The 26,106-nt window shown below is 69.2% G+C and carries 26 protein-coding genes and 1 tRNA gene; 21 read left to right on the forward strand and 6 right to left on the reverse strand.

The features are described 5' to 3' along the window. The first annotated feature begins 46 nt into the window (after positions 1-46). Together V6V89_RS14995 and V6V89_RS15000 are read left to right on the forward strand one after the other, a co-directional pair. Positions 47-895: a sulfurtransferase gene (locus V6V89_RS14995; protein WP_334619711.1), complete on the forward strand. Its 849-nt coding sequence runs from the start codon at positions 47-49 to the stop codon at positions 893-895. Between the two features lie 2 nt (positions 896-897). Then, positions 898-1,221, forward strand: coding sequence for a DUF1416 domain-containing protein (locus tag V6V89_RS15000; protein WP_334619712.1), 324 nt, complete (start codon positions 898-900; stop codon positions 1,219-1,221). A gap of 61 nt (positions 1,222-1,282) precedes the next feature. Here the strand turns inward: V6V89_RS15000 and V6V89_RS15005 are convergent, their stop codons facing one another. Continuing rightward, positions 1,283-5,596 (reverse strand): S8 family serine peptidase, encoded by a 4,314-nt coding sequence (locus V6V89_RS15005; RefSeq protein WP_334619713.1) that lies wholly within the window; start codon positions 5,594-5,596, stop codon positions 1,283-1,285. Between the two features lie 257 nt (positions 5,597-5,853). Between V6V89_RS15005 and V6V89_RS15010 the strand changes: the two genes are divergently transcribed. Beyond that, positions 5,854-6,339 carry a winged helix-turn-helix domain-containing protein gene (locus V6V89_RS15010; protein WP_334619741.1) on the forward strand — a complete coding sequence of 162 codons (486 nt, stop codon included), beginning with the start codon at positions 5,854-5,856 and terminating at the stop codon, positions 6,337-6,339. Between the two features lie 4 nt (positions 6,340-6,343). Further along, the gene (locus tag V6V89_RS15015; RefSeq protein WP_334619714.1) at positions 6,344-7,153 is read left to right on the forward strand and encodes a hypothetical protein; all 810 of its coding nucleotides are present in this window, start codon (positions 6,344-6,346) and stop codon (positions 7,151-7,153) included. 2 nt (positions 7,154-7,155) lie between these two features. Here V6V89_RS15015 and V6V89_RS15020 read toward each other — a convergent pair whose 3' ends face one another. Continuing rightward, positions 7,156-7,518 (reverse strand): DsrE family protein, encoded by a 363-nt coding sequence (locus tag V6V89_RS15020; protein WP_334619715.1) that lies wholly within the window; start codon positions 7,516-7,518, stop codon positions 7,156-7,158. 22 nt (positions 7,519-7,540) lie between these two features. On the opposite strand from V6V89_RS15020, the gene mtfM reads away from it, so the two are divergent. The 13 genes from mtfM to V6V89_RS15085 all read left to right on the forward strand — a co-directional run bounded on the left by mtfM (position 7,541) and on the right by V6V89_RS15085 (position 16,135). Next, on the forward strand, positions 7,541-7,645 hold the full coding sequence (mtfM, locus tag V6V89_RS15025) for a small membrane protein MtfM (protein ID WP_278171721.1): 105 nt from the start codon (positions 7,541-7,543) through the stop codon (positions 7,643-7,645). Then, positions 7,639-8,232: an FABP family protein gene (locus V6V89_RS15030; protein ID WP_334619742.1), complete on the forward strand. Its 594-nt coding sequence runs from the start codon at positions 7,639-7,641 to the stop codon at positions 8,230-8,232. Before mtfM ends, V6V89_RS15030 begins: the two co-directional genes overlap by 7 nt. Before the next feature lie 6 nt (positions 8,233-8,238). Then, entirely contained in the window at positions 8,239-8,655 is a 417-nt protein-coding gene (locus V6V89_RS15035) for a Fur family transcriptional regulator (RefSeq protein WP_442935142.1), read from the forward strand. Then, positions 8,652-9,713 (forward strand): CAF17-like 4Fe-4S cluster assembly/insertion protein YgfZ, encoded by a 1,062-nt coding sequence (ygfZ, locus tag V6V89_RS15040; RefSeq protein ID WP_334619717.1) that lies wholly within the window; start codon positions 8,652-8,654, stop codon positions 9,711-9,713. Before V6V89_RS15035 ends, ygfZ begins: the two co-directional genes overlap by 4 nt. Positions 9,714-9,843: 130 nt before the next feature. Beyond that, on the forward strand, positions 9,844-10,671 hold the full coding sequence (locus V6V89_RS15045; RefSeq protein ID WP_334619718.1) for a 3-keto-5-aminohexanoate cleavage protein: 828 nt from the start codon (positions 9,844-9,846) through the stop codon (positions 10,669-10,671). A gap of 121 nt (positions 10,672-10,792) precedes the next feature. Beyond that, positions 10,793-11,737, forward strand: a complete 945-nt coding sequence (locus V6V89_RS15050) for an asparaginase (protein ID WP_334619719.1) — start codon at positions 10,793-10,795, stop codon at positions 11,735-11,737. 82 nt (positions 11,738-11,819) lie between these two features. Beyond that, entirely contained in the window at positions 11,820-12,347 is a 528-nt protein-coding gene (locus tag V6V89_RS15055; RefSeq protein ID WP_334619720.1) for a helix-turn-helix domain-containing protein, read from the forward strand. Between the two features lie 3 nt (positions 12,348-12,350). Beyond that, complete coding sequence (locus V6V89_RS15060) at positions 12,351-12,887, forward strand: hypothetical protein (protein WP_334619721.1); 537 nt, start codon at positions 12,351-12,353, stop codon at positions 12,885-12,887. A gap of 127 nt (positions 12,888-13,014) precedes the next feature. Further along, positions 13,015-13,326: a DUF2516 family protein gene (locus tag V6V89_RS15065; protein WP_265251595.1), complete on the forward strand. Its 312-nt coding sequence runs from the start codon at positions 13,015-13,017 to the stop codon at positions 13,324-13,326. After that, entirely contained in the window at positions 13,323-14,210 is an 888-nt protein-coding gene (locus V6V89_RS15070; protein WP_334619722.1) for an alpha/beta fold hydrolase, read from the forward strand. The genes V6V89_RS15065 and V6V89_RS15070 overlap by 4 nt, the downstream gene beginning before the upstream one ends. Positions 14,211-14,220: 10 nt before the next feature. Continuing rightward, entirely contained in the window at positions 14,221-14,958 is a 738-nt protein-coding gene (locus V6V89_RS15075) for an alanyl-tRNA editing protein (RefSeq protein WP_334619723.1), read from the forward strand. A gap of 29 nt (positions 14,959-14,987) precedes the next feature. After that, a complete protein-coding gene (locus V6V89_RS15080) occupies positions 14,988-15,368 on the forward strand; it encodes a hypothetical protein (RefSeq protein ID WP_334619724.1) in 381 nt (126 codons plus the stop codon). A gap of 11 nt (positions 15,369-15,379) precedes the next feature. Beyond that, complete coding sequence (locus V6V89_RS15085) at positions 15,380-16,135, forward strand: EI24 domain-containing protein (RefSeq protein ID WP_334619725.1); 756 nt, start codon at positions 15,380-15,382, stop codon at positions 16,133-16,135. 836 nt (positions 16,136-16,971) lie between these two features. Here V6V89_RS15085 and V6V89_RS15090 read toward each other — a convergent pair. Further along, a complete protein-coding gene (locus V6V89_RS15090; protein ID WP_334619726.1) occupies positions 16,972-20,295 on the reverse strand; it encodes a S8 family serine peptidase in 3,324 nt (1,107 codons plus the stop codon). A gap of 106 nt (positions 20,296-20,401) precedes the next feature. Here V6V89_RS15090 and V6V89_RS15095 point away from each other — a divergent pair. Further along, a tRNA-Lys gene (locus V6V89_RS15095) sits at positions 20,402-20,477 on the forward strand. Positions 20,478-20,886: 409 nt separating this feature from the next. Next, complete coding sequence (locus tag V6V89_RS15100; RefSeq protein ID WP_334619727.1) at positions 20,887-22,065, forward strand: tyrosine-type recombinase/integrase; 1,179 nt, start codon at positions 20,887-20,889, stop codon at positions 22,063-22,065. A 622-nt stretch (positions 22,066-22,687) separates the two neighbouring features. Here V6V89_RS15100 and V6V89_RS15105 read toward each other — a convergent pair. Both V6V89_RS15105 and V6V89_RS15110 read right to left on the reverse strand, forming a co-directional pair. Next, on the reverse strand, positions 22,688-22,891 hold the full coding sequence (locus V6V89_RS15105) for a DUF397 domain-containing protein (RefSeq protein ID WP_334619743.1): 204 nt from the start codon (positions 22,889-22,891) through the stop codon (positions 22,688-22,690). A gap of 20 nt (positions 22,892-22,911) precedes the next feature. After that, complete coding sequence (locus tag V6V89_RS15110; protein WP_334619728.1) at positions 22,912-23,763, reverse strand: helix-turn-helix domain-containing protein; 852 nt, start codon at positions 23,761-23,763, stop codon at positions 22,912-22,914. 920 nt (positions 23,764-24,683) lie between these two features. Between V6V89_RS15110 and V6V89_RS15115 the strand changes: the two genes are divergently transcribed. Then, positions 24,684-24,806 carry a hypothetical protein gene (locus tag V6V89_RS15115; RefSeq protein ID WP_334619729.1) on the forward strand — a complete coding sequence of 41 codons (123 nt, stop codon included), beginning with the start codon at positions 24,684-24,686 and terminating at the stop codon, positions 24,804-24,806. A gap of 251 nt (positions 24,807-25,057) precedes the next feature. On the opposite strand, the gene V6V89_RS41725 is transcribed toward V6V89_RS15115, so the two are convergent. Beyond that, complete coding sequence (locus tag V6V89_RS41725) at positions 25,058-25,603, reverse strand: IS701 family transposase (RefSeq protein ID WP_442935143.1); 546 nt, start codon at positions 25,601-25,603, stop codon at positions 25,058-25,060. A 29-nt stretch (positions 25,604-25,632) separates the two neighbouring features. On the opposite strand from V6V89_RS41725, the gene V6V89_RS15125 reads away from it, so the two are divergent. Further along, entirely contained in the window at positions 25,633-25,887 is a 255-nt protein-coding gene (locus tag V6V89_RS15125) for a hypothetical protein (RefSeq protein ID WP_334619730.1), read from the forward strand. The last annotated feature ends 219 nt before the right edge of the window (positions 25,888-26,106 follow it).

The following is a 26,106-nucleotide window of genomic DNA, read 5'->3' on the forward strand; positions in this document are numbered from 1 at the left end:
CGCCTGCGCGCCGACCTCGAATCAATCCTCACAAGGAGTTCATTCGATGAGTCGCGACACTGCACTCGTATCCGCAGACTGGGCCGAGAGCAATCTCGACGCCCCGGGTGTGGTCTTCGTCGAAGTCGACGAAGACACCACCGCCTATGACGGTGGGCACATCCCCGGAGCCATCAAGCTGGATTGGAAAAAGGACCTGCAGGACCCGGTGCGCCGGGACTTCGTCAACAAGCAGCAGTTCGAGGCCCTGCTCTCCGAGCGCGGCATTGCCAACGACGACACCGTCGTCCTGTACGGCGGCAACAACAACTGGTTCGCGGCCTACGCGTACTGGTACTTCAAGCTGTACGGGCACGGCGACGTCCGGCTGCTCGACGGTGGCCGCAAGAAGTGGGAGCTGGAAGCTCGCACGCTCAGCAAGGACAGCGTGACGCGCGAGGCCACCCAGTACACGGCGCAGGACCCCGACCTGTCGATCCGCGCGTTCCGCGACGAGGCGGTCGCCGCGATCGGCACGAAGAACCTTGTCGACGTGCGCTCGCCCGACGAGTACGCCGGCCGCCTGCTCGCCCCCGCCCACCTTCCGCAGGAGCAGGCCCAGCGCGCCGGTCACATCCCCACGGCACTCAGCGTGCCGTGGAGCAAGGCCGCCAACGAAGACGGCACGTTCAAGTCCGACGACGAGCTGCGACAGATCTACGGCGAGGCGGGGCTCGACGACACCAAGTCGACGATCGCGTACTGCCGCATCGGCGAGCGCTCCTCGCACACCTGGTTCGTGCTCAAGGAGCTGCTCGGTCACCAGGCCGTGAAGAACTACGACGGTTCGTGGACCGAGTACGGCTCGCTTGTCGGCGTGCCCGTGGCCCTCGGCGATGAGCCCGGAAAGGCGTGACAATGACTGCTGTGACTTCCGCGGGTTGCGCCGCGCCCGACCAGGCCGCCCCGCTGCCGGCCAGCGTCGACCTCGAAAAGGAAACCGTGATTACGGGCGTCGTGAACAACGGCTCCGGCGAGGCGGTGGCCGGCGCGTACGTGCGACTGCTCGACTCGACCGGTGAGTTCACGGCCGAGGTGGTCACCTCTCCCGAAGGCCAGTTCCGGTTCTTCGCCGCTCCGGGCACCTGGACGCTGCGCGCCCTTTCCCGGCACGGCAACGGCGACGCCACCGTGACCGCCAGCCAGGGCATCAACCAGGTCAGCGTCACCGTCGCCGCCTGACCCCAGAGCAACAGCAAAGCAGGCGCCTCCCGAAGCCGGGGGGCGCCTGCTTCATGTGTGGCTAGATGCAGCTTTGTTCGAGGGTGACGTCCACGGTTTGTGTGACGCCGGGTTCGATTGGCAGGCGCTGGCTGGTCGCCAGCCAGCCGTCCTTGGACACCACGATGTCGTACCGCCCGCGCGGCAGCCAGTACGAGTACTTGCCGGTGGAGTCGGCACGTGACGTGTACGTGTTGTCAGGGTTGGCGATCGAGAGGAACCGCACCGTCGCCGGCACGGCCACGATCTCGCCGTCACACGTCACGCCGAGCACGCTGCCCTGGACCTTGCCCCAGTTCGTCGGCGGTGACACGTTCAGCGTCACCGTGACCTGCGGGACCGGGTACGGGGTGTCGGTGCGGATGCCGAGCTTGGCACGGTAGGCACCAGGCTGGTTGATGCCCAGCGTCGGGTGGGCGTCAACCTTGACGGTGACGTTGCGGGAGGCGCCGGCCGCCAGGGTGAACGCGGTCACGTTCTCCGACAGCCACGGCACGTCGGCGATCTCGTCGCAGAGGTCGAGCCCACCACCGAGCCGTTCGGTTTCCACCGTGCTGTTGAAGCCGCCCGGCGACCCACCGATCTTGTACGTGCCGCAGGCGCCTCCGCCCCGGTACCGGGGGAACTGCGTCGCCGGCAGGTCGACCCAGGCGTTGGTGCTCGGGTCGAACGCGAGGCTCCGGTTGGTGATCGTGCTGAACCCGTTGGTCACGCCGCCTGCCAGGATCAGCAGCCCGCTGGCTGTGGAGTGCGCGGAGCCCCACAGGTCGAGCGGCAGGTCGGGAAGTGCCGTCCACCGGTTGGTGGCGGGGTCGTACACGAAGGCGTCCTTGTGTGACACGGTCGAGGCGCCGCCAGCGCAGTAAACCTTGCCGCCGATGCCGCCGCACGACTGGAACGACACGAGGTGCGGGTACGGCGCCCGGGTCGTGAACGTGCCCGTGGTCGGATCGAACGCCAGTACGTCGGTGGAGTCCGGGCAGGTGCTGTCGACGCAGCCGGCCACCAGGTACACCTTGCCGCCCGCTACCGCGATCCCAGCCGCGGCCCGTGGTGTCGGGTTGACCGCGCCGGGCACTGTGCTCCACGCGCCGGTGGCGGGGTCGAAGACGTCGACGGTGGCGACGACGTCGTCGGGACCCCAGCCGCCGAAGACGTACAGCTTGCCGTTGACGGCTGCCGCAGACGGCTTGGAGCGTGCGCTCGGCATGTCGGGCAGTTGCCGCCAGGAGCCGGCGACTGGGTCGTACACGTACGCGGAACGCTCCCGTCCGGTGTCGCTGCCACCGCCCACGGAGTAGATCTTGCCGTCGACCGTTGCGGCGGCGTTGTCGAAGATCGGCACCGGGAAGTCGGCGACCCGGCTCCACGCGTCGTCGATGAGCGTGCTGGCGCGTGGCGCGTAGGTCGGCAGCTTGCCGTCCGACGCCTGCTCCTTGCGCGCGCCGCCGGGCACGGCGACCTCGGTCAGCCGTGCGCCCTGCCGGCTCATCGCCTCGAACCCGCCGGGGAACTCCAGCAGGTCGACCTGTGCCGGCGCACTGCCGGTATTGGTGATCTTGACTGTGGCCGTGCGGCTGCGGCCGATTTGCGCGAACGTCTCGATCGACGTCGTGCTCACCGCGATCCGCGGCGCGGTGATCGGGAAGTCGACCTGCGTGGCGCCGTCGCCGGCCACGTACGCGTCCTTGGTCGCCGGCGGGTATCCAGCCTTCGTGGCCCGGAACTGCCGGTTACCGATGACGGACGAGAAGAGCCAGTAGAACCCGTCGGCTGCCGACGTGCCCGACTCGACCGGCGGATCCACACTGGACACCTGCACGCCGGCCAGTGCGGCACCGGTGTTGGCGTCGGTGGTGCGGCCGACGACCAGGCCGCCCGGCACCGGCTGGCAGAGTCGGTTGACGATCTGGACGTTGTCGACCTGCCACCACCATGCGAACCGGCCGTTGAACCGGAACCGCACGAGCGCGTCCGAGTCGCCAGCCACCGGGAACAGCGGTACCTCTTCGACCAGCGGACCGCGGCGGCTGGTGGCTTGATGCCACACGTTGGTCCACGAAGCGCCGCCGTCGCTGGACACGTCGATGTCGGCGCTGTCGGCGCCTACGCCGACCGCACGCCAGTCGCTGTTGAACCGGATGTATGGCGCGGACTGGTCGGACAGGTCCAGCGGCGGGGTGATGAGGTCGGTGTCCTGCGTGTTGCCGGAGCCCAGTGCGTCACTGTCGATGATCGCGAAGCCGCCGCTGCCACCGGTCAGGTTGCCGCGGTTGCCAGGGTCGTCGAACTGCCAGCCGCCCGTCGTGGTGCGGTTGACCACCGTCCAGCCGGGCGGTGCCGTGGTGCCGTCGAAGCTCTCGGTCATCGTCGGCTCAGCGAAGCTGGCCCGGTACCCAGGCGCGGTGCAGCCGGGGTCGACCCGCATCACCGCGTCGACCTTGCCGTTAACTTCGCCCACCGCTACCTCGCGGGTCAATGTCTGGTAGCCGGGGATGAGCGAGGTGAAGGTGAACCGGTATGTGCTGCCACCGGCCAGCCCGACCGAGTACAGGCCGGTAGCCGGGTCGCTGAAGATCGGACCTCCGGGCCGGCCCGCCACGTCGATGCGCGCCGCGAGCGGCCAGCGGTGACCGGAGCCGTCGAAGACCAGGCCGCCGATGCGTACCGTCGTGGCGGCGTCGAGGTCGAAGTTGGCCGTCACGGTGCCGTTCTCGGGCACGGTGACGGTCACCGACTCGCTGCGGTAGCCGTACAGAGCCGCGGTGACCCGCTGCTCACCGATGGGAAGGCTGAGCGAGTAGGAGCCGTTCGCCGCGGTCGTCGCGGTCTCGTCCGCCGCGCTGACCGTCGCGCCAGCCAGGGGCTTGCCCGCGGCATCGGTGACCACGCCGGTCACCTCGCCGACCTGCCGGATGGCCCGGGCGACGGCGGCGTACGCGTCGAGCCGCCCCTCGCCGAAGTTGTTGTTGTCGGCCGCGGTGCCGCCGCAGCCGGTGGAGTCGACGTCGAGGGCGGTGCGGTCGAGCACGTTTCGGGTCGCCTCCACCTTGCCCTTCAGGGTCGGCGCCGCCGACCACAGCAGCGCGACCGTGCCGCTGACGTGTGGAGTGGCCATCGACGTGCCGTTGAAGGCCGCGTACAGGTTGCCCGGGACGCTGGACCGCACGTTGACGGCGGGTGCTGAGATGTCGGGCTTGGTGCTTCCGTCCACAGCGGAAACGCCTCGGCTCGACGACCCGTAGATCGCGTTGTTGATGTCGTGGCCGCCAACCGCGTACGCGCCGGGTTCGTCGCCGGGCGAGTTGGCGGTGTCGCAGCCAGGGCCGGCGTTGCCGACCGCGAAGGACGGGAACATGCCGGCTGCCGTCCAGGCGGCGATCGTCTGGCGGTACCAGGGGTCGTTCTGGCCGCCGCCCCACGAGTTGTTCACCACGTCGGCATGGAGGTCGGGGCGGGGGTTGCCGCCGTTCAGGTCGGTGGGTGCGAGCACCCACTCACCCGAGGCCAGCAGCGAGGCGTCGGTGCAGTTGCGGTCTTCGCAGCCCTTGGCGGCGATCCATTTGGCACCGGGCGCGACGCCGATCTGGTTGTTGCCGCCGTCGTTACCGACCGCGGTGCCGGCCACGTGCGTGCCGTGGTCCTCGTTGTCGCAGGGCGCGGGGCTGCCGCACACACCGGCCGGGTCGAACCAGTTGTAGTTGTGGTCGAAGTTGCCCTCGCCAAGGTTGCCCCGGTACTGGTTGACCAGCGCCGGGTGGTCGTACTGCGCGCCGCTGTCGATCGTCGCGACGACGATGCCCTCGCCGCGCGTCCCGTACTGGGACCAGACCTCGGGCGCGCGGACCTTGTCGACGTTCCACTCGGCGGCTGCGACGCCGCGCTCAGGGGCCTTGGTCGGCAGCGTCTTTGCTGTGGGCGTCAGCAGCGGATAGCTGCGGCTCGGTTCGATCCGTTCGACGTCGGGGCGGGCGGCGATCGCGTCTACTGTGGACTGATCGCCGGTGACCTGGAGGGCGTTGGCGATCCAGAAGCTGCGGTATGGCGCCTTGCGCTCGTCGAGCTCGGTCCGCAGGTCTGCCTGGCTGCTCTTGGCTGTGCCGGTGAGCTGCTGGTACACGTGCGTGGCGCGGGCGTCCGAGGTGGCCTGCTTCGCGGCGCCGGCCAGGTTGGCTCGCTCGCGTAGGTAGACCATGAATTTGGTGGTGCCCTTGGCGTCGAGCTCGGCGACCAGGTCGGGGCTGACCGGTGCGCGCGCCTCGGCGGCGCTGGCGATGGCCGGTTGGGCCGTTATGCCGAGCACCCCCACCAACAGTGCGATAGATAACCGTCTCATTGGTTCCTCCCCCGTCCCGCTTTTACTGACAGTGCACTCATGCTTCTGGCGCGTAACGGTGGTCATCAATGGCGCCTGTCGGGCAGTTCTCGGGCAGAACTCGGGCACGCCGCCCGGGGAATCCGCTTATTCGCCGACATTGCAGTTGACTTCGTCTATCCCAGGGCGTTGGCTGGGGGCGCACGGAGACTGCGCACCTGGGGAGGAATGCGGTGGTCCATGGGGACGTGCCGTTCGTGGTCTGTGTTTCGGCGGACGTGGCGCTCCGCGAGCGCGTGGTGCGGCGGCTCGATGACTGCGGCACCGTGGTGCTCTGCGCCGACCTGGCCGAGCTGCGGGCGATGCTCTTTCCGGCCGAGGCGGCACGCGTCCCGACCGAGGTCACACCCAAGGCCGCGAACGGTCCCGTGAAGCTCGGCGACCTGACGGTCGACGCCGCCGGCCACCTGGTGACCTGGCGCGGCGAGCCGCTCGCGCTCACCCGCCTGGAGCGCGACCTGCTCGGCCGCCTGGCCAGCCCGCCGATCATGGTGTGGACGTACGAGCGGCTCTTCGACACCGTCTGGGGCGGCGCCTACCTGGGCGACACCTCGATCCTGCACTCCGCCGTGAAGCGGCTGCGCCGCAAGCTCCGCGCGGCCGAGGACGGCCCGGTCGTCGAGACCGTCCGCGGCGTCGGCTATCGCCTACGCTTCCGGCCAGCACCTCCCGCTCAGGGTGCTGGCCCAGCGGCAATAGCATGAGCGCGTGACAGTAGACGCGCCGCCATCCCGGCGCCGCCGGTGGCTGGTGGCCGTCGTGGTGCTCTGGGCAATCGTGCTCGCCGCCGTCGCGTACGCCTCCGTGCGGCGCGGCGACGCGACGGTCCGCGACCAGAGCAGCCTCACAGATGCGCTGCCGGTCGTCGACCGCGCGGTGGGGGAGTTGGCCGCCGCCGCCGGCTCCACGGTCGTGCTGCACATCTCCGGGTACGACCTGGAGCGCGGCTGCCGCATAACCCCGGTGCGCTCGGGCGCGAAGCTGACCCGCGAGGTCACCATCTACACGCGCGAAGCGGACGGTCCGGGGCTGCTCGACCAGATCGTGAAGGCGCTGCCGGCGGGGTACGACGCGCGGGCCCGGCACACCGCCAAGGCGCACGCACTGCGCGCCGACGCGGGCGACTTCGTGGCGATCCGGGGCAGCATCACGTCGCCGGGCGTGGTGAGCCTGAGCGTCGAAACCGGCTGCCGCCCGGCCGGCGACATCGCGCTGACCGAGCCGGCGGTCGACCCCGGCGTGATCAACCCGGTCCTCGGTGCCTTTGGGGCGACCCCGTCGGGCGTGACGGCGGCCGAGGCGCCGTGCCCGAACGGCGGCACCGTGCGCACCGTGCGCGCCGACGGCACCCCGAGCACGCCACCGACCAGCCTGGCCGGCCCCTTGCAGGCGCTGACGACCGGCGCGACGGTGATCGTCAACTCACCGGATCGCGTCGCCTATCGCACGTCGCAGGCCGCCGTTTCCGTCGACGCCGAGGGTGGCGAGCTCTCCGTCGCCGCGACGACCCCCTGCTAGTACTAGTACACGAGTGCCTGGGCGCCGTCGGCGAGCGTCTCTTCGACGAAGGCAGCCGCGCCGGCGATGCGTACCCCTGGGAGAACGTCGTCGGCGGTGATGTCGCGGCGGGCGGCGCACTGGGTGCAGACGGTGACCTTCCCGCCGGCCAGGACGGCCTCCAGGAGGTCGGGTAGCGGCGCCGAGTGCGGCAGGTCGAACTCGGCGGCCCGCCCCGGCAGCGCGAACCACGCCGACTCGCCGGTCAGCCACAGCGACACCTCGGCACCAGCCGCGACCGCGGTGGCCGCCACCGTGAACGCCTGTGCGCACCGCTCCGGAGCATCCGAACCCGCTGTTGCCTTGACGATAAGAGACCGCGCCATCCCGCCAGCATAGGATCGTGCCGTGGTCACCGAGATCGGGTTCGTCAGCCTGCTGGTCGCGGGCTTCGGGGCGCTCGCCGGTGGCCTGGTCTATCTGGCCGTACGCATCTGTCGAGGACGCTGGTGACTGACAACCCGCTCGGACCCCCGCCCTGGCTCAACGCGCCGCCGGTCGATCCGTACCCGTACGAGGAGACCCACGACCTGCGCAAGGGCCCCGACCTGCATCCGGCGCTCCTGGGCCTGCTGCCGTACATCGGCCTGTGGCGCGGCCGTGGCCGAGGCGGCTTTCCTACGGTCGAAGACTTCGACTACGCGCAGGAGATCCGGATCAGCCACGACGGCCGGCCGTTCCTGCACTACGAGTCGCGGGCCTGGCTGCTCGACGAGCAGAGCCAGCCGGTGCGCCCCGCCGGTCGCGAGGTCGGCTGGTGGCGGCCGGTGTTCGACGGCGACCGCCCGACCGACGACCTGGAGGTGCTGATCAGCACGCCCACCGGGATCGTCGAGCTGTACCTGGGCAAGATCACCGGCACCCAGGTCGAGCTGGTCACCGACGCGGTCCTGCGCACCTCGACCGCGAAAGAGGTGACCGCCGGTCACCGGCTGTTCGGCATCGTCGAGGGCGCGCTGCTGTACGCCCAGGAGATGGCCGCCGTGGGTTATCCACTCTCGCCGCATCTGTCCGCCCGGCTCATCCGTGTCGGCGGCTAATATCGGTTGGTGTCGGAAACCTCACTGCCGGAGATCCTGCGGGCGCGTGGCCTGCGGTTGACGGCCCAGCGCCAGTTGGTTCTGGAGGCCGTACACGAGCTTGGGCACGCCACGCCTGAGCAGTTGCACGCCGCGGTCCGCGAGGTCGCCGCCGGAGTGAACATCACCACGATTTACCGCACCCTGGAATTACTCGAGGACCTCGGGTTGGTTACCCATACGCACCTGTCGCACGGGTCGCCGACCTACCATCCGGTGAGCGAAGATCAACACGCCCACCTGGTCTGCCGGCAGTGCGGCACGGTGAGCGAGGTCGAGCCGGAACTCTTGGCGCCGCTGGCCGAGGAGCTGCTGCGGCAACGCGGGTTCCAGGTCGACATCGGGCACCTTGCCCTGTTCGGCACATGTGGGGAGTGCGGATGATCGACGTGGCGGGAGCGGTGGCCGTCGAGGCCATCGAGCCGGGTTCGCGAGACGCGGGCGTGGCCGCCCACTATGGCGACCCGATGCGCGAGCAACGGGTGCTGGCCACCGACGTGGGGCTGGTCGACCGCTCCCATCGCAGCGTGCTGGCCGTGCCGGGCGTCGAGCGGGCGAGCTGGCTGCACAGCCTCACCACCCAGCACCTCGCCGGCCTGCGCGCGGGTCAGGGCACCGAACTGCTCGTCCTCTCCCCGCACGGCCACGTCGAGCACCACGCGATGGTCGCCGAGGACGGCGACACGACCTGGCTCGACACCGAGCCTGGCAGCGGGTCCGACCTGCTCGCGTTCCTTTCGAAGATGCGCTTCCTGACGCGGGTCGAGCCGCGCGACGCCACCGCCGAGTGGGCGGTGCTGTCGCTGGTCGGCCCCCGCGCGGTCGACGCGCTCGGACTCCCGCTGAAAGACCCTGAGGTGCTCCCGGTGCCGGGTCCGAAGTTCGCCGCCGGCTCCGTCCCTTCGACATCAAGCAGCCTGTACGCCGTTGCGGCCCTGCCGTCCGGTGGCCTCGCCCGACGGGGCCGGTTGGGCGTCGACCTGATCGTCCCGCGTGACGCCGTCGCCGACGTCGTGGCATCCCTGGGCGTGCCTTTGGCGGGGCTGTGGGCGTACGAGGCGATCCGGGTGGCTGCCCTCGTGCCCCGGGCTGGCCTGGAGACCGACCACCGCACCATCCCGGCCGACGTCGACCTGATCGGCCCGGCGGTGCACCTCGACAAGGGCTGCTATCGCGGCCAGGAGACCGTGGCCCGGGTGCACAACCTCGGGCGGCCGCCGCGCCGCCTGGTACTGCTGCATCTCGACGGGGTGGCCACCGACCAGCCGCCGGTCGCCGGCACGCCCGTGACCACCGAAGACGGCCGTGCGGTGGGTTTCATCGGCACCGCCGTGCGCCATTTCGAGCTCGGCATGGTCGCTCTCGCCGTAGTCAAGCGAAACGTCCCGGACGACGCTGTTCTCCGGGCAGGCGAATCGGTCGCCGCAATAGACCGTGCCTAATGGATCGCTCCGTCACGCGGCGCACCGAGGCGACGCCTTCCCGCGCAGCGATGTTGGCGGTGGCCGAGGTCCGCGTCGCCTTGGTCCAGACGCCGCCGCGCCAGTTCCCGCACGATCTAGGCTGACCCTCATGGGTACGTTGATCACGGTGGCGCCTACGGGTGCCGAGTCCACCAAAGCCGACGTGCCGGCACTGCCGGTAACCCTCGACGAGCTGGTGAGCACCGCCAAGGAGTGCGAGGCGCTCGGTGCCAGCGTGATCCACGTCCACATCCGCGACGGCGAGGCCCGGCCGACGCTCGATCTCGGCCGTCTCCGCGAGACCGTCGCCGCGCTGCGGGAGAGCACCGATCTGATCGTGCAGCTCTCCACGGGCGGCGCGGTGACCGACCCGGAGGACGCCCGGCTGGCCGTGCTCGAGGCCGGTCCCGACATGGCGTCCTGCACGATGGGCACGGTCAACTTCGGTGACGACGTGTTCCTCAACCGCTGGGAGCTCGTGGTCGGCCTGCACCTGCGCATGCAGCAGCTGGGCGTCGTGCCGGAGTACGAGATATTCGACCTCGGTCACCTGACCGCCCTGCAGCGCCTGCTCGACCGCTGGGGCCTGCCGGTCGGCGGCCACGTGCACGTCGACCTGGTCATGGGTGTACCGGGCGGCATGCCCGGCACCACCGAGGCCCTGGTGGCCTGCCGCCAGGCGATGCGCGACCTGCCGGAGGGCACCACGTTCTCGGCCACCGGCATCGGTCGCAGCACGATCCCGGTGATGCTGGCGTCGCTGTCCGCGGGTGGCCACCTGCGGGTCGGCATGGAAGACACCGTCACGTACGCCAAGGGCCGGCCGGTCGAGTCGAACATGCAGCTCGTGGCGCGCGCGGTCGGATTCGCCCAGCTCGCGCAGCGCCCGCCGCTGACCAGCGCCGAGGCCCGCGCACTGCTGGGCGTGCCCGCATGACCGAGCCAGCCGGCGTTCGCCTTCGCCCGCGCGGGTCATGCGCCTCTGAGCCGCCCTGTAGCCGCCAGTCGTTACGGTCGCCGCGCTCCCCGCGCGTGGAGGCGGCTGCGGACGGCGGCGCATGACCGGCACGGTGCTCGCCGAGGTGGTGCGCTCCGGCTTCGTCGAGGGGGTGCACCGCGGTTCGGTCGTGGTCCTCGACGCCACGGGCGCGATCGTCGATTGCGCCGGTGACGTCAAGTCCCCGATGTTTCCGCGCTCGTCCAACAAGCCCCTCCAGGCGATCGGCATGCTGCGCTCGGGGCTCCTGCTGGCCGACCCGGCCGACCTGGCGCTCGTCTGCGCGAGCCATTTCGGCGAAGACTTCCACGTGGCCCGGGTACGGGCGCTGCTGCGCACTGCGGGGCTGGATGAGTCGGCGCTGCGCTGCCCGCCCGACATGCCGCTGTCCGCGCCCGCCGCGGAGGCGGTGCTGCGTGCCGGCGGCGGCAAGGCCCGGGTGCGGATGAACTGCTCCGGCAAGCACTCGGGGATGCTGCTCACCTGCCTGGCCGCGGGCTGGCCGGTGCAGGAGTACTGGCTGCCCGACCACCCGTTGCAGGAGCGCATCCGGGCGACGGTGGAGGAGTTCACCGGTGAGCGGGTCGCGGCGGTGGGCGTCGACGGGTGCGGCGCGCCGGTGCTCGCGATCTCGCTGACTGGCCTGGCCGGCGCGTTCCTGCGGCTGGTCAACGGCGCGCCCGCCTCGCCGGAACGCATGGTCGCCGACGCGATGCGGGCGCATCCGGAGCTGGTCGCCGGCACTGGGGCTGACGACACCCGGCTCATGCACGGGGTGCCGGGCCTGCTCGCCAAGGGAGGCGCCGAGGGCGTGCTCGCGGTGGCGGTGCCGGGCGTGGGCGCGGTCGCCCTCAAGATCGACGATGGTGGGATGCGGGCCCGGATGCCGGTACTGGTCTCGGCGCTGCGGCGCCTGGGCGTGACCGCCGAGGTTCTCGATTCGCTGGCCGAGACCCCCTTGCTGGGCGGTGGTGAGCCGGTGGGGGCGGTCCGCGCGGCCTGGTAGCGGGGGTGTGACCTGAGACCCATGTTTGCCGCTAGTTAGCGAAATGCTTGCAGGAGCAAGCGGGGCGGGCTACCTTCGTGTCATGGCCACCCCGAAGGATCTGCCCCGTGACATCGGCGGCTTCATCCGCGACCTGCGGCACAACGCCAAGATCTCGTTGCGGCAGCTTGCCGAGCAGGCCGGGGTCAGCAACCCATACCTGAGCCAGGTGGAGCGCGGCCTGCGCAAGCCCAGCGCCGAGGTGCTCCAGCAACTGGCCAGCGCGCTCCGGGTCTCCACCCCGGTGATGTACCTGCGCGCGGGCCTGCTCGACGCGCTCGACGCCAAAGAGGGTCAGGGCGTGCTGGCGGCCATCGCCAACGACCCCGACCTGACCCTGTCGCAGAAGCAGTCGCTCAGCCAGATCTACGAGACCTTCCGCCGCGAAAACGCCCGGCACGCCGAGGAGAAGGCGCCGGGAGAGGCGCCCGAGGCCCAGGCCGCCGATGACGCCGTCATCGAGTCGGTCGCGGTGACCGAAGGGGGCGCCGCACCGGCACCCAAGCCCGCCCGCAAGACCGCGAAAAAAGCGGTCAAGAAGCCGGCCGCGCCCGCGGCCGAAAAGGAGTAAAAGATGACCGAGGCAAAGTCCGCCCGCGCGACGTCGACCCGCATCCCGGCCCCGCTCTACGCCGCCGCTGGCGCTGGCGATCTGGCCTACCAGCAGCTCCGCAAGCTCCCCACCGTGGTGAACGGGCTGAGCGAGAAGGCCGCCGCCGGCAGCGTCGACCTGCGCGAGAGGGCAGTCGCCACGCTGCGCGCCGCCAACACCGCCGCGACCAACCTGCGCGGCAAGGCCGCCGGCACCGACCTCGACGTCGACAAGCTGCGTGACGCCGCCAAGCGCAACGCCGCCGTGGTCGTCGCGGGTGCCTACGCCGCCCAGGAGCGGGCCGTCACCGTGTACGACAAGCTGGTCGCGCACGGCGAGCGGGTGCTCGGTTCCGGCGTGGTCCAGGCCGCCGACACCATCAACGCCGACATCGAGGCCACCGAGGCGCCCGCCGAGGTGACCGCCGCTCCGGCCGCCGCCCCCGCGGAGCCCGCCGCCGAGAAGCCCGCCGCCAAGGCGACCCGCCCGGCGAAGCGCACCCGCCCGGCCGCCAAGTAACTCCCCGAATCCGCTGGCCCGAGAGCCGCCATCAAGGCCTTCGGGCCCGCGCGAGCGGAGAGAGCGCCAACAGCTCGGCCCGGACTCTGTTCAACGGAGTTCGGGCCAGCGGCATAAGCTTCAGGGCATGGCCACCACCGCGCCGATCTTCTTCCTCGACGTCCGGTACGTCATCGACCTGGCGCTGCTCATCTTCGCCCTCGTCATCGAGGGCGTCGCGCTCGTGCACTGCCTCACCCAGCGAGCCGACGCGTTCCCGGCTATCGGCACCCTGCCGAAGGGGGCGTGGCTGGCCATCCTGGGCATCGCTCTTCTCTTCACGCTGCTCTTCTGGGCGGTCAGCATTTTCGGCCTGATCGGCATCGCGGCAGCCGCCATCTACCTGCTCGACGTCCGGGTAGGGCTGCGTGACCTGACCGACGGCAAAGGGTTCTGGTGAGGGATTTCCGCTGGCCTCCGCCGCCTGACGGCGGACCGCGGACGTACGGCCCTGGGCCCACGGCGCCCCGGACCGGGCGGCCCGCGCTGCCCGAACCCGTGACCGAGCTGGTCACCACGCCGCACGGCGTGCGCCTGGAGCGACTGGTGACTGGTGCGGGCGAGCCGGTGACCGTGTTCGCGCACGGGCTGGCGACCGGCATCGCCGCCACGCGTCCGTTGGGCAGCGCGGTCGCGGGCACCAAGGTCTTCTTCCAGTTCCGCGGGCATGGCCGCTCGGACGCGCCGGAAGGTCAGTGGACCTACACGGATCTCGCCCGCGACCTGCGAGCCGTCGCCGACCTGGCTGGGGCGACCCGAGCGGTCGGGGCGAGCCTCGGAGCGGGCGCGATGTGCCGGCTGCTTGCGCAGAGCCCCGAGCGCTTCGAACGAGCGGTGTTCTACCTTCCGGCAGTACTCGATCAGCAGCGAAGCCCGGCGGTGCGTGAGCGGCTCGCGGAGCTGCTCGACGCGGTCGAGTCGGGCGACATCGCGGCGGTGGCCGGCGTGGTATCGGCCGAGGCGCCTCCCGCGGTCCGTAACACGCCTGCCGGCTGGGCGTACCTGCGGCAGCGCATCGACCAGCTTATGCGCGACGGCCTCGCTGCCGGCCTCGCCGACCTGCCCGACCAGGTCGCGGTGACCGGCGCCGCCGACCTGGCCGCGGTGAGCGCCCGCGCACTGGTGATCGGCTGCCAGGGCGACGACCAGCACCCGGTCGCGGTGGCCGAGGCGCTCGCTGCCGCGCTGCCGCACGCGACCCTGCACGTGTACGACAAGCCTGCGGTCCTGTGGACGAACCGGTCGGACCTGCGTGACCGGATTTCGGGGTTCTTGAACGAGTAGGGTTCGGGCCATGGGTGTGACGCACCACGGCCGTACTCATCGGCTCGACCTCGCCGACCCGACCCTCCGCGAGTGGGAGTGCACCGTCCTGGCCGCCGACCCTGAGCAGGGCATCGTGCTGGACCGGTCGGCCTTCTACCCCGGTGGGGGTGGGCAGCCGCCCGACCACGGGGTGCTGCTCTGGCAGGGTGTGCAGACGCGCATCGTCGGCACCCGCAAGGGTGACGACCTATACCTGCTGCCCGCCGAGGGCGACCCGCTGCCGCCGGCTGGCACGGCGGTGACCGGCGCGGTCGAAGACGAGCGGCGCACCCTGCTGATGCGCACGCACAGCGGTCTGCACGTGCTGTGCGGTGTGGTGTTCCGCGACTTCGGAGCGCTCGTCACGGGCGGAAACATGGAACCCGGCGAGGCCAGGATGGACTTCAACCTGCCCGAGGTGCCGCCGGACTTCAAGACGCGGCTGGAAGCCCTGGTCAACCAGGAGGTCGTCGCAGATCGCCAGGTGGCGGTGCGGGTGCTGCCGCGCGACGAGGCGCTGGCGCTGCCCGACATCATCCGCACCCAGTCCAACCTGATCCCGGCCGACGAGCAGGAGATCCGGATCGTCGACATCACCGGGCTGGACGTACAGGCCGACGGTGGCACTCACGTGGCGTCGACGTCGCAGATCGGCAAAGTGCAGCTGGTCAAGGTCGAGAGCAAGGGCAAGGCCAACCGACGGGTACGGATCAGGCTCGCTGCGTAACCTTTTCGTCGCTTCGGCGGTGAAATGGTGTGGACAAAAGGCCCAAGGTGGTTTTCGCGGCAATTGTGCTGATTGGTCTGCCCTTCGCGGTATGGGCCGGCTGGACCTGGGCGGGCATCGGCTCCGCTCCCGCAGCCACCCCCGCGGGTGACGGCGGCCTGGGCAACGCACCCGGTGGAGGCAAGCAACCCCGCGTCCGGATGACCCCACTGCATTCACCCACCGTCACCGCGTCCGCCACGCCCACGGCGTCCACCTCACCGACCCAGACACCCGCGTCACCTACCGCGACCGCCGCACCGACGCTGGCCCCGTCTCCATCCGCGACGCTGGCACCGGAAGCCACCGTCGAGCCGACATTGCCGCCTACCGAGCCGCCGGCGTCCCCGGACGTGAGCCCAACGCCGTAAGCTCCGGCTTCGTGGCGGTACCCCTTCGTGAGTTCTTCGCGGGCCTGGGCCTGCTCGGCCGCGGCCTCGGCATGTACGCGCGCAAACCCAAGCTCGTCCTGCTCGGCCTGATACCGGCGCTCATCTCGGGGGTGCTGTACCTGGCCGCGTTCGCGACGCTCATCTACTTCGTGTCCGACCTGTCCGAGGGGGTCACGTGGTGGGCCGACGACTGGTCAGGCGGTCTGCGTGACACTGTGCAGGTGCTGGCCGCCATCGGCATCCTCGGCATTGGCGGCCTGATCGGCATCCTGACCTTCACAGCCGTGACGCTCGCGATCGGCGACCCGTTCTACGAGAAGATCTCCGGGGAGGTCGAAGCTCGATACGGCGCAGTCCCTGACGAGATCGATGTGCCGTGGTGGCGTTCGCTGCGGCGCAGCATCTGGGACTCGCTCCGGCTGATCGCGCTGTCTGTGCTGATCGGCATCCCGCTGTTCGTGGGCGGCTTCATCCCTATCGTCGGCCAGACCGTCATACCGGTCGTCGGCGCGTTCGTGGGCGGCTGGTTTCTCGCGCTGGAGCTGGTGGGAGTGGCGTTCTACCGCCGTGGGATGCGGCTGCCCGAGCGGCGCACGATCCTCAAGGCCAACCGGCCGATGGCGCTCGGGTTCGGGGTGGGCGTGTTCTGCTGCTTCCTGATCCCGCTCGGCGCCGTACTGGTCATGCCGGCGGCCGTTGTCGGCGGCACCCTCCTGGCCCGCCGCGTCATGGACCTCCCCACCTGAACCGCCTGCCCGCCATGCGGTCAGCAATTCCTCGGGGCCGTAGGTCGCGGCGAGACTGGTCGCGGTGACTTCACTTCGACTGACCGCGGCCACAGCGAGCGGCTCGTCGGTGAGCGCGGCACGATGCTTCTGAAGGGCCCCGAGATCGCGGCTGTCGAACGGCGACCTTTCCAGCCACTTGATCGAGCCGAGGAAGTACACCTCCTTGGCGACGGGTTCACGATCCACGCCGACGATGTCGATCTCGATGGTGCTTGACCGGTTCCAGTACGCGCCGACAACCGGAGCCGCTGGAAGGCTCCCATCGGGCAACAGGCGGGCGAGAGATTCCCGCAACAGTGGCTGGTGACCCGGTAGCGGCGCTCCTTCGAAGGGCGCGTCCATACCGGCAACTCATTGGCCACCATCCGCTTGGCCACCAGAATGTCGGTTGAACGCATCAGGCAGGTGTGCGATGCCACCGGCCGCCCGGGCGATGTTGGTAAATGTCCGCTCCCCACTGCCGATGGCGGACAGCACCTCCCGAGCATTGGCCGTGTCGGGGAACTCGGCCCGCGAGGGACCGCTCGGCGGAGACCAGCAGCGCGGAAACGGGATTGGCCAATTCTGCTTGCAGGAACGTCCACAGGCTCTCGCCCGGCTGCCAGGCAGCACAGATCAGCGGTAGCCCACCGGTAACAAGTGCCGCATCGAACGCCTTCGCGGGACCAAGCCGCAGCATCTGACCGGCCTCGGCCGGGTTGAGGGGCCGAGGACCATCTCCTGTCCACGCTGGTGAAATGGGCGTCCGTAGGAGCCGAGAGCCGCCATCATCGACAGGTCGGGGTTCGTGCCGATCAGCTCGTCTGATACGCCCTGATGATGGTTTGGTCGAACGCGCTGCCACCGCTGGCCTTGACCGCCACCCGCAGCGACACCGCCTGCCCAGTCGCCGCCTGCGGGAACCGTGCCGTGAACCGGTCAGCCCCATCCCGCGACACGGGCACCGCCTTCCAGGTAGCGCCGTCGTCCACGGACGTCCACAGGGCCAACGACGTGATCCGCTGCCGGTCCACGCCGTGCGCCTGGTGCACGGTGAACGCCGCGTTCCCGCCGTCCGGCCGGTTCGCGAGGTCCAGGGGCAGTTCGTAGTCGACCGACAGCAGCGGCACGGGCGCCGACCCGGTGCCACGCTGGCCCGCTGATTTGAAGGTCCACGCCGTGCTCACCCTGGTCGAACTCGGCAGCCACCCGCTGTTGTCCACCTCGTGGACGAGCCGGTACGTGCCGCGTTCCGCCGGGATCGCGAAGTCACCCATCGATCCCTCGACCTCGCCGAGCAGGGCGCCGTTCCGGTACAGCGCGGTGGTCGCGACACCCAGCTCGAAGCAGGTGGCCCGCTGGTGCTGGTCGGTCATCGGGACGAGTTCGACGTACAGGTGGCCCCGCGTGCGGGTGATCGGCTCCGGCGCGCACCCGCCGACCGTCTCGGCCGGGTCGTCGTACCAGTCGGGTCGCAGCGGTTGGCGCACCCAGACCTTCTCGTGCCGGCTGCCCGGCGCGTAGCCGCGCGGCGCCTCCTGGGTGACCAGGTCGTCGTAGAACGCCTCGTCGATCCACCGGTATCCCGGCGAAAGGTAGTCGACACGATCGCCGGAGAGGTCCCGCGTGAACGATTCCGAGATCAGCCGCCCGGCCGCGCTGACGCCGTACCGCTTGTGGCCGGTGACCGTCTCCGGCTTGTCGAGCCGGTGGAACCGCTGGTCGATGCGGACCAGTTCGGCCCGTTCGGCGGCGGTCACCTGGTGCGACGCGTCGGCCGGAAGGCCAGACGGGTGGGCCCTGACCACGTCATAGAACGACGGGCCGGGCGCCTCCATCCCCGCCACCGTGTACGCCTGGAATTCGCCGATGGCCGGCTCGTCCAGCGGTACGGTGTAGACGCCGCCGGCGCGGGCGTTGTCCTCCCACGTGTACGCGAAGTCGTACCAGCCGGCGCCCCGCCGGGCACGCTGCTCGTAGTACACGCCGAGCGCGACCGGCGAGGTCTCCACGCCCTCGATGCCGGCCTTGACCGGCCGCGCGAGCGTGGCGTCCATCGCGAACGCGGTGTCGGAGACGAGCGTGATGTCGGAGTCGCCGGTCAGCGCCATCCGCTCCCGCTCGCCGGACTCGTAGACCGAGCCGGTGATGCTGTACCGGCCGGCCGGCACCCGGACCTTGAAGCCCTGACCACCGCGGTTCAGATAGAAGGTCACCGCGTAGAGCGCCGGGTCCTCCAGGTTGACGATCTGCCCAAACAGGAATATGTCCGCCTCGGCGGGCGCGTCCGGCAGGGGCTTCATCGACAGGGCCAGCTCGACGGTGGGCGGCTCCACATAGAACGCGACCGGCGTGTTCACCGTTCGCCCGCCGGTGCGTGCCGTCACGGTGGCGGTGTAGAACCCGGTCGCCAACCCCGTCCGGTCGATGCGCAGCACCGTGGCACCGGAGTCGCCAGCCGCGATGGCCAGCGTCCGGTCGGACAGCGTCGCGGCGCCGGGCGCCCGCCTGCCGAACCGGTCGGCCACCGTGACCGACAGCGTCACCGTCGCGTTCCGCGCGCCGGTATTCGTCCAGGCCAGCTTCGTCTCGGCGCCGTCGGCGCCGAGGTTGACCACAGCCTGGTCGGGCGTGAACGCACCGAGGGCACGCGCGGCGTTGAGACGCCCCGATCCGATCGTGTACGCGTCAGCGCTCGTTGCTCCCGTGGCTGCGGCGTCCAGCCGGTCCGCGGATCCGACGAGGGCCGCCTTGAGCCGGCGGGCATCCCAGTCGGGGTGCTGCTGGACCAGCAGCGCGGCCGCACCCGCGACGTGCGGCGCCGCCATCGAGGTGCCCGACGCTGCCGTGTACTTCGCGTCGATCAGCCGACCCATCCAGGTACCCGCCGCGCGGGCAGCGACGATCTCCACGCCCGGCGCGACGATCTCCGGCTTGAGCGCATTGGTGTTGATCACCGGTCCGCGACCGGAGAACTCGGCTACCCGGTCGGCGCCGTCCACCGCGCCGACGGTCAGCGCCGACGCCGCCGCGGCCGGCGTACTGATCAGCCGGTCCAGCGGATCGTTGCCAGACGCGGCCACGACCAGCGTGCCGTGCTGCTCGCTGACGGCGTCTACCGCCTGGGACAGCGGGTCGGTGCCGTCGCTGGCCTCGTATCCGCCAAGGCTCAGGTTGATCACGTCGGCACGGGAGGCCGCCCACTCCAGGCCGGCGATGATCTGTGAGTCGGTGCCCAGCCCAAGGTCGTCGAGCACCTTGCCGACGACCAGGCGCGCGTCTGGTGCCACACCTCGGCGCTGCCCACCCGAACCGGCGCCGCTGCCCGCGACCGTGGCCGCGACGTGCGTGCCGTGCCCGTGGCCGTCGACCGCCTCCGGGCTGGAGTCGGTGAAGTCCGCGGCCTCCGCGACCCTGCCCGCGAGGTCAGGATGGGTGGCGTCCACCCCAGTGTCCAGCACCGCGACCCGGGCACCCCTACCTGTGTACCCGGCTGCCCACGCCCGCGGCGCCGACACCTGGCGCAGGTTTCGGTCCAGCCTCGCCTGCGTCGTCTGTACCCGATGATCAAGCCAGACCTTGCCCGCCGCCGCTTGGCCGGCCAGCGCGGCCATGGGCTTGCTCTTGGGCTGCTTGCCGGCGACCGCGCCGATGCTGCGCAGCTCGCGCTGACCGACCAGACCGGTAGTGAACGCGCTCCTGGCGCGGCCGTCGGCCGCCTTGACGATCAACGGCAGCTCCTTGCTGCGCGCGTCGTCGTACCCTTCCCGGATCAGCGTCGTCACATCGAACAGCGCCTCGTCGAGCACGCCGCCCACCAGCCCGGCCACGGTGCCGGGTACCACCCGCACGTGCCCGTCGGCGCCGCAGCTCTTGTGCAGCATCCCGCTCGGCTGCGCCGGCCGGACCGACACGTCCGGGCATCCTGATGATCTGGTGTGGACGGTAACGACATCGCCGGTCAACAGCGTCACCGTGTACGTCTTGCCAGCTGGCAAGACGGGCGCCGGCCCCTGCTCCGGCGCCCGCCCTGCTGCCCGTTCTACCGCCCGCTCGGATGTCTGGGCGAACGCCGGCCCGCCGTTCGTGGCGAGCAGCAATGGGATGGCCAGGAGACTGGCGAGTCCACGTTTCGTCACGCCCCGAAGACGCACGGCATCGCTAACCGGTTGCGGCTTCGTCGATATTTGCGCGAACCCGCATAGGGCGATGGGTCGGTGAAGGGGTCCGGTAGCCTAGATCCGCGGGCCGCTAGCTCAATCGGCAGAGCTGTGGACTTTTAATCCATAGGTTCGGGGTTCGAGTCCCCGGCGGCCCACCATGGAGAACCAGGAAGTATAGCCGAACATCAACATCCCGAGTGGACGATGTGAGGCGCGTGTGGGGCACGGTTAAGCCCCACGCCTGGCAGTGGTGGATCGTCGGAGACTTGGATTTCGGACTTAAGGATTGAAAGTTCTCAGCTCTGGCCACATGAGCTAGAAGAGAGAAGTTTTGATCTACCGAAGCGATGTTGAGTTTCACCTGGTCGAGGGCCTGAACACGGCTGGTGTCGAGGCTGACCTGCCGGTCCGGGCATGCGGCGGGTGGTCGCGATGATCGCCGCTACCAGTAACGGAACGGTTTTTCCACGGTGCGCGTGCCGGTCGGCCGCGACCGGCCGGCAGCTGGGCGCGCAATGCCCGAGGCGCGGCCAGCCGGCGCATGGTCGCTGGTACTACGACGCCCACGTGCCCGGCCCGGACGGCCGCCAGAAGCGGCTGCGCCAGGGCGGGTTCCTGACCCGCGTGGAGGCTGAGCAGGGTTTGGCGGAGGTTCTTGGGTTGTCCGGGGCGGACGCGATGGCCGAGACGTGGACGGTGAAGCGGTGGCTGGAGTACTGGCTGTCGCTGTCCGAGGATCGACTGCGTCCGTCGACACTGCGTGCGTACCGATCGGTGACCCGTACCCATCTGATCCCGTGGCTGGGCCGGTTCCGGGTCGCGGACCTGGACGGGCGCCGCGGGGTCAAGACCGTCCAACGGGCGGTTGACGTGATCAGCCGGAAGGAAGTCGCCGACGGCGAGTTGATCGCGCCGGGCACGGTCCATCGGATCGTCGCGGTGCTGCGCAGCGCGCTGAGCGAGGCTCGCCGGCAGGGTCTGATGGCGACGAATGCGGCGTGGCGGCTACGGCTGCCGCGGGGTGCCCGGCCGCAGGCGGTGGCCTGGACGCGGGAGCGGGAGAAGCTGTGGCGGGCTACCGGCGCACGCCCGCCAGTCGCGGTATGGGACGTCGAGCACGTGTCGGCGTTCCTGGAGGCGGTGCAGGATGATCCGTTGTTCCCGTTGTGGTGGCTGGTCGCCCTGCGCGGCCTGCGGCGTGGTGAGGTCGTCGCGCTGCGCGGCACCGACCTGGACGCCCAACTGCGCGAGTTGAGCGTGAAACGACAGCTGCTGGTCGTCGACGGGACGGTGCACCTTGGTCCGCCGAAGTCCGCGGCAGGGGTGCGGGTACTGGCGTTGGACGAGTTCACCAACCGGCTGCTACGCGAGCAGCGTCGCTGGCAGCAACGCCGGTTCGCTGGGACGGGTCGTGACCCACACGGTTACCTGTTCACCCACGCGGACGGCAGGCCGGTGCGGCCGGATTGGCTCAGCCACCGGTTCCATGCCCTGGTGCACAAGTTGGGGTTGCCGCCGGTGCGGTTGCATGACCTGCGGCACGGCGCGGCGAGTTTGGCCGGTGCGGCTGGGGTGGAGTTGAAGGTGATCCAGCACGACTTGGGGCATTCCAGCGCGGTCACGACCGCGGACACGTATTGGACGGTGTTCCGAGACCTGGCGCACCAGGCTGTCGCCGCGACCGCGGCGTTGCTGCGATCCCACGCCCGGTTCAGGCTGAATCTGGGTGCGGCTTCACAAGCCTGATGAACGAACAGTCCCTGCCGAACCTGCAGCCTACGCAGGCTCGCTGACCGGTAGCCAAGGTCCGCGGGCAAGGACACCCGTCGGCGATCAAGGCACCGCTGGCGTGCCCGTGTTCCGGGCGGCACCGTACGGTAGACAGCGACCTTCCGTAGCCGAAAGAGCGTCGGACAGCATGATCACACTTACTACTTTGCCGATGTGAGTACGTCGGCCAGCGTAGGTATGTTCTGATGCGCGACCGGCCGCTAACGCATGGCATACGGCGAAACGTCTGTGGGCCTGTCGTACGTCGCCGCTATAGTTAGCGGACTCGATCACGCCAACGAAGCGGCCGAACACCGCCACCGACTCGTTACCACCCATAACGACGAAGGTCCAGATGTTAGATGACGCGAACCTCCCTATTCAGGCCCGCGATCAGTTCATAAGACTTTGGCATCTCCGTCGGATAATCAGGGCGACATGCCTGACAGTGCCGGACACCGGGGGCACTTCGACAGTGCGATCTCGGCGAGCGCTGCGATGCCCTCAAATAAGATCGAGTATCTACCTGCTCCTCATTCCCTTCTATAATAGCGTTGGCCGGGCATCAGCATCGATGGCCCGGCCGCTGCAATTCAATTCAGGAAGGGGACGAAATCCCGCAGTTTGCTATATCTCGAACGAACGCTGCCCACTGGTGGGGAGTGAAGTCGAGTGTTGGGCCCGGGCGGTCTTTCGTGTCGCGTACCTGCACGAAGCCCTCCGAAAGGCGAACCTCCACGCAGTTGCCGTTGCCTTGACTGCGAGTACTCGTTCGCCACCGACCGTCAAGCGGCGGGACAATGTCTTCTTTGACGCGCCCGTTCACTGGAGCCTTTCCTGCGCTGCACGAAGAGCGGCGACGGACGCCTGCGTGTCAAGCGTGCTGTTTAGTAGGTGATCGAGGATTTGTGTGTACGTTGGTATTTGACTTTCATCTTCATATACGCCGCCCGTCGCTGTCTCAACGTATACGACATCTGGATCATCTTCGAAGGTCATCTTGGTGAAAGCAAGGATAAGTGGATTATGTTCCGCTGCAGCGAAAGGGAATACCCGTACTTCTATGAACGGTCGGCGCGTCGCCTCGATGACGCGCTCAAGTTGCTCATTTAGAGCCTCTGTTCCGCCGATTGGTCGGTAGAGAACCGATTCATCCAGGATAAATGTCAGGCGAGGGGGGTGTTCCCTCCCAAGTATGTTTCTTTGGCGTCCTATCCTGACTGCCGTTCGTTTTTCGACCAAATCTAGGGTGAGGGTCGGCATTAAATTGCCGAATAGAGCCCTAGCATACTTCTCCGTCTGGAGAAGGCCAGGAATTACGGCGTTTTCGAACGTTGCGATAGATGTCGCAACATCTTCGAGCCCAATAAAGACGGCATGCGACTCGGACAAAGCGTCGGAGTATCGGCTCCACCATCCTCGTTTGTGGCTTTCCTGGGCAAGGGCCTCAAGGCGTCTGCGTTGCTGAATGTCCCTAATGCCGTACTTGTCCAACAACACCAGCAAGTCCGGTCTGCGCACGCCTATGCGTCCAGACTCCACGCGGCTGAGCCAGGACCCGGAACGCTCGACGGCGGCAGCTGCCTCCTCGCCGGTCAGGTTCGCTTGGAGCCGAAGTTCCTGGAGGGCGTGACCAAGTCGCCGTCTAGCCAGGGCTGGACTGCCACCTTGCATTCCGCCTCCTCTCGCTAAGCGGCATAGCTCGCAACTGTATCGCTCATCGCCATGCCGCAACAGCGGTGCGCACGGGCGTGTCGCGTCTGAGCCTTGCATATGCGAATTTACTGAGGCATGCTCAATCTAGGACACTCAGAGTGATTGATCAATAGCGGAGAGGAGTTCTCTGAGATCAAGCGCGTGAGTGTGGCTCGCAGGATGAACTGGCGGTGAAACCTCCGTTGGCCCTGCGACAGATGGTTCCAATCACCCACGGCGGCTGATAGCGGCCTGTTGGAGAGGGAAGCCATGCCCGATGACCGTACGCGAGGCTCGCGCCGAGGGGTGCCTGCAGCGGGAGGCGCCTCGGGCGGTCCGGTCGGCGGGGGAGAGAGCAATACAAACGATAGTCGATCCGCCATGCGAGCGAGGCGCAAGACGCCACCGATCGGTAGTGGATCACAGCGACGATCATATCGCCACAGCGAAGCACTCGAAACGGCCGATTCCTCCGGCCGTTTTATTGACTTCATGGACCGACGGTGGACCTTTGCGGAAGAGAGCCTTGCCCATGCTCTGCACCAGCTACTGCTGGCGGCCGGCGCCGCCCTGCTCGTGGTTGTCGTCGCCCTCGGCATCGCTCTCGCAGCCGCGACCTTCGTAGTGATCGTCACAATCGTTGAAGGATCCGCTGGAGTCGACCCCTGGCACACAGTCATCGCGCTTTTGGGCGCAAGCGGACTCGGATCCGTCACTGTGACCGTAGGCAGGTGGGTACGTCAGCGCTAACCTGCCACGGCGAGAGTCCCCGACCAGGTCCGGCGGCCGCGCGTCTGACTAGACGACGAGACTACGGACGCCGACCGGCGTTGGGGCTCGGAGGAAGTAGGTTTCAGATGTTGGCTACTATGGCGACAATCGGCGGCCCTATTGGTCTCATGATCACGACCGCCTTCCTGGCCATCACCGCCGCCAACGCCGAAAAGGGGGCCGCTCCGCCGAACGGGACGGCCTCATCCGCCTCACCCTCGGCGAGGTTCGACGTCTCCTGGCACACCTGATTACCCTCATCCGATCCATTGATCATATTGATCGATGGTCGCGGTGGCGCCGTCGACACCAATTCAGAGCCAAACCGGCCACTACCAGCGAAGACTCGCCCGCCTTGAAGTGCGGCTGGAGTACTAATACTCCAGCCGCACTTCGCCTTGGCGGAGTCTGCGCTGGTAGTGGCTGATCCGGGCCCGGTATTGATGCCGCCGTCGCCATCGTGACCATCGATTGACGCCCGCTACGGTACGCGCTCGGGTGATCAGGTATGCCAGCAGACGTCTAACTTCAGCGATGGAGAGCGGAACAAGTCCTTCGCGATCGGGTCCAGCGCCCCCTTTTTCGCCGTCGCGGCGGTGACGGTCAGGAACGCGTGGGCGCACATCGCCAAGGTGATGTGTCGGTACCAGGCGACGTAGCGGCGCACTTGGTACTCGTCCAGCCCGACCTGGCCTTTGGCGGTTTGGAAACACTCCTCCACCGCCCAACGGGTTCCGGCCACGATGATCAGCACTTCATCGGTGGTGTCCGCTGGCCCGTGGCACAGGTAGTAGGCCAGCTCGGTCGGATCGCTGACCGAGCGGCGGATCAGCAGCCACCGAGCGAAGCCGTGCTCCTCGGTACCGGTGTCGGGCAGGGTGGCCACGGCCCAGTCGTAGACGCGCGGGCCTTTGGCACCGTCACCGCAGCTGCGCCGCTTCCACGCCAGGGCGGGAGCGGCCGCGGCCAAGGCGTCGGCGCGGGCGCTGCCGCCTACGCGGCCGAGGCCGCCGGCCGCTTCGCGGTCGCCGTGCTGGCCCGCGGCCACGAGCGGGCCCCGGGAAACGGCCGCAGGCGGTGCCGGTAGGCGGTCCCGCACAGTTCTCCGGCACGGCCAAGGTGAAGTTCTGCCGCCGGCTGGACAACTGGGCAGAGCTCGCCGACTACTTCGAGGTCCCGCCGCACACCACCGCGAGCTTCGAGCACGGCAACCAACCGCGGCGACTGTGGGAGTCCCTGGAGATACGCGAGCAGTTGTTCGCGCTGCCGGAGGCGCTCGAGATGTGCGGCCGACCGGACCTGGCCCAGCTGCTGCGCGCCGACACCACCTAACCGATGGCCACCGTCGTCGGCTGCGGTGCCAGAACGGTGATCGGTTATGCGATGGCCGACCAAGCGAGGACCTGGTCGCATTGGAGGCCTTAGAGTTGCTGGACCCGGCACCGGACCCCGATCGGGCCGCTCGGCTGTCCGCAGGCAGATCATCGCGGCGCTGCGCCGGGCGAATCGTCGGGACATCGAGGTCAAGGCCGCCGCCATCCAGCAGGCGTT

The organism is Micromonospora sp. CPCC 206061 (assembly GCF_036906915.1).
Taxonomy (GTDB): Bacteria; Actinomycetota; Actinomycetes; order Mycobacteriales; family Micromonosporaceae; genus Phytohabitans.

Coding starts and splice junctions, on each gene's coding strand:
- V6V89_RS15000 (WP_334619712.1), top strand. CDS start 898: ATGACTGCTGTGACTTCCGCGGGTTGCGCCGCGCCCGACCAGGCCGCC.
- V6V89_RS14995 (WP_334619711.1), top strand. CDS start 47: ATGAGTCGCGACACTGCACTCGTATCCGCAGACTGGGCCGAGAGCAAT.
- V6V89_RS15005 (WP_334619713.1), bottom strand. CDS start 5,596: ATGAGACGGTTATCTATCGCACTGTTGGTGGGGGTGCTCGGCATAACG.
- ygfZ (WP_334619717.1), top strand. CDS start 8,652: ATGATCGACGTGGCGGGAGCGGTGGCCGTCGAGGCCATCGAGCCGGGT.
- V6V89_RS15020 (WP_334619715.1), bottom strand. CDS start 7,518: ATGGCGCGGTCTCTTATCGTCAAGGCAACAGCGGGTTCGGATGCTCCG.
- V6V89_RS15065 (WP_265251595.1), top strand. CDS start 13,015: ATGGCCACCACCGCGCCGATCTTCTTCCTCGACGTCCGGTACGTCATC.
- V6V89_RS15050 (WP_334619719.1), top strand. CDS start 10,793: ATGACCGGCACGGTGCTCGCCGAGGTGGTGCGCTCCGGCTTCGTCGAG.
- V6V89_RS15110 (WP_334619728.1), bottom strand. CDS start 23,763: ATGCAAGGTGGCAGTCCAGCCCTGGCTAGACGGCGACTTGGTCACGCC.
- V6V89_RS15045 (WP_334619718.1), top strand. CDS start 9,844: ATGGGTACGTTGATCACGGTGGCGCCTACGGGTGCCGAGTCCACCAAA.
- V6V89_RS15115 (WP_334619729.1), top strand. CDS start 24,684: ATGATCACGACCGCCTTCCTGGCCATCACCGCCGCCAACGCCGAAAAG.
- V6V89_RS15075 (WP_334619723.1), top strand. CDS start 14,221: ATGGGTGTGACGCACCACGGCCGTACTCATCGGCTCGACCTCGCCGAC.
- V6V89_RS15055 (WP_334619720.1), top strand. CDS start 11,820: ATGGCCACCCCGAAGGATCTGCCCCGTGACATCGGCGGCTTCATCCGC.
- V6V89_RS15060 (WP_334619721.1), top strand. CDS start 12,351: ATGACCGAGGCAAAGTCCGCCCGCGCGACGTCGACCCGCATCCCGGCC.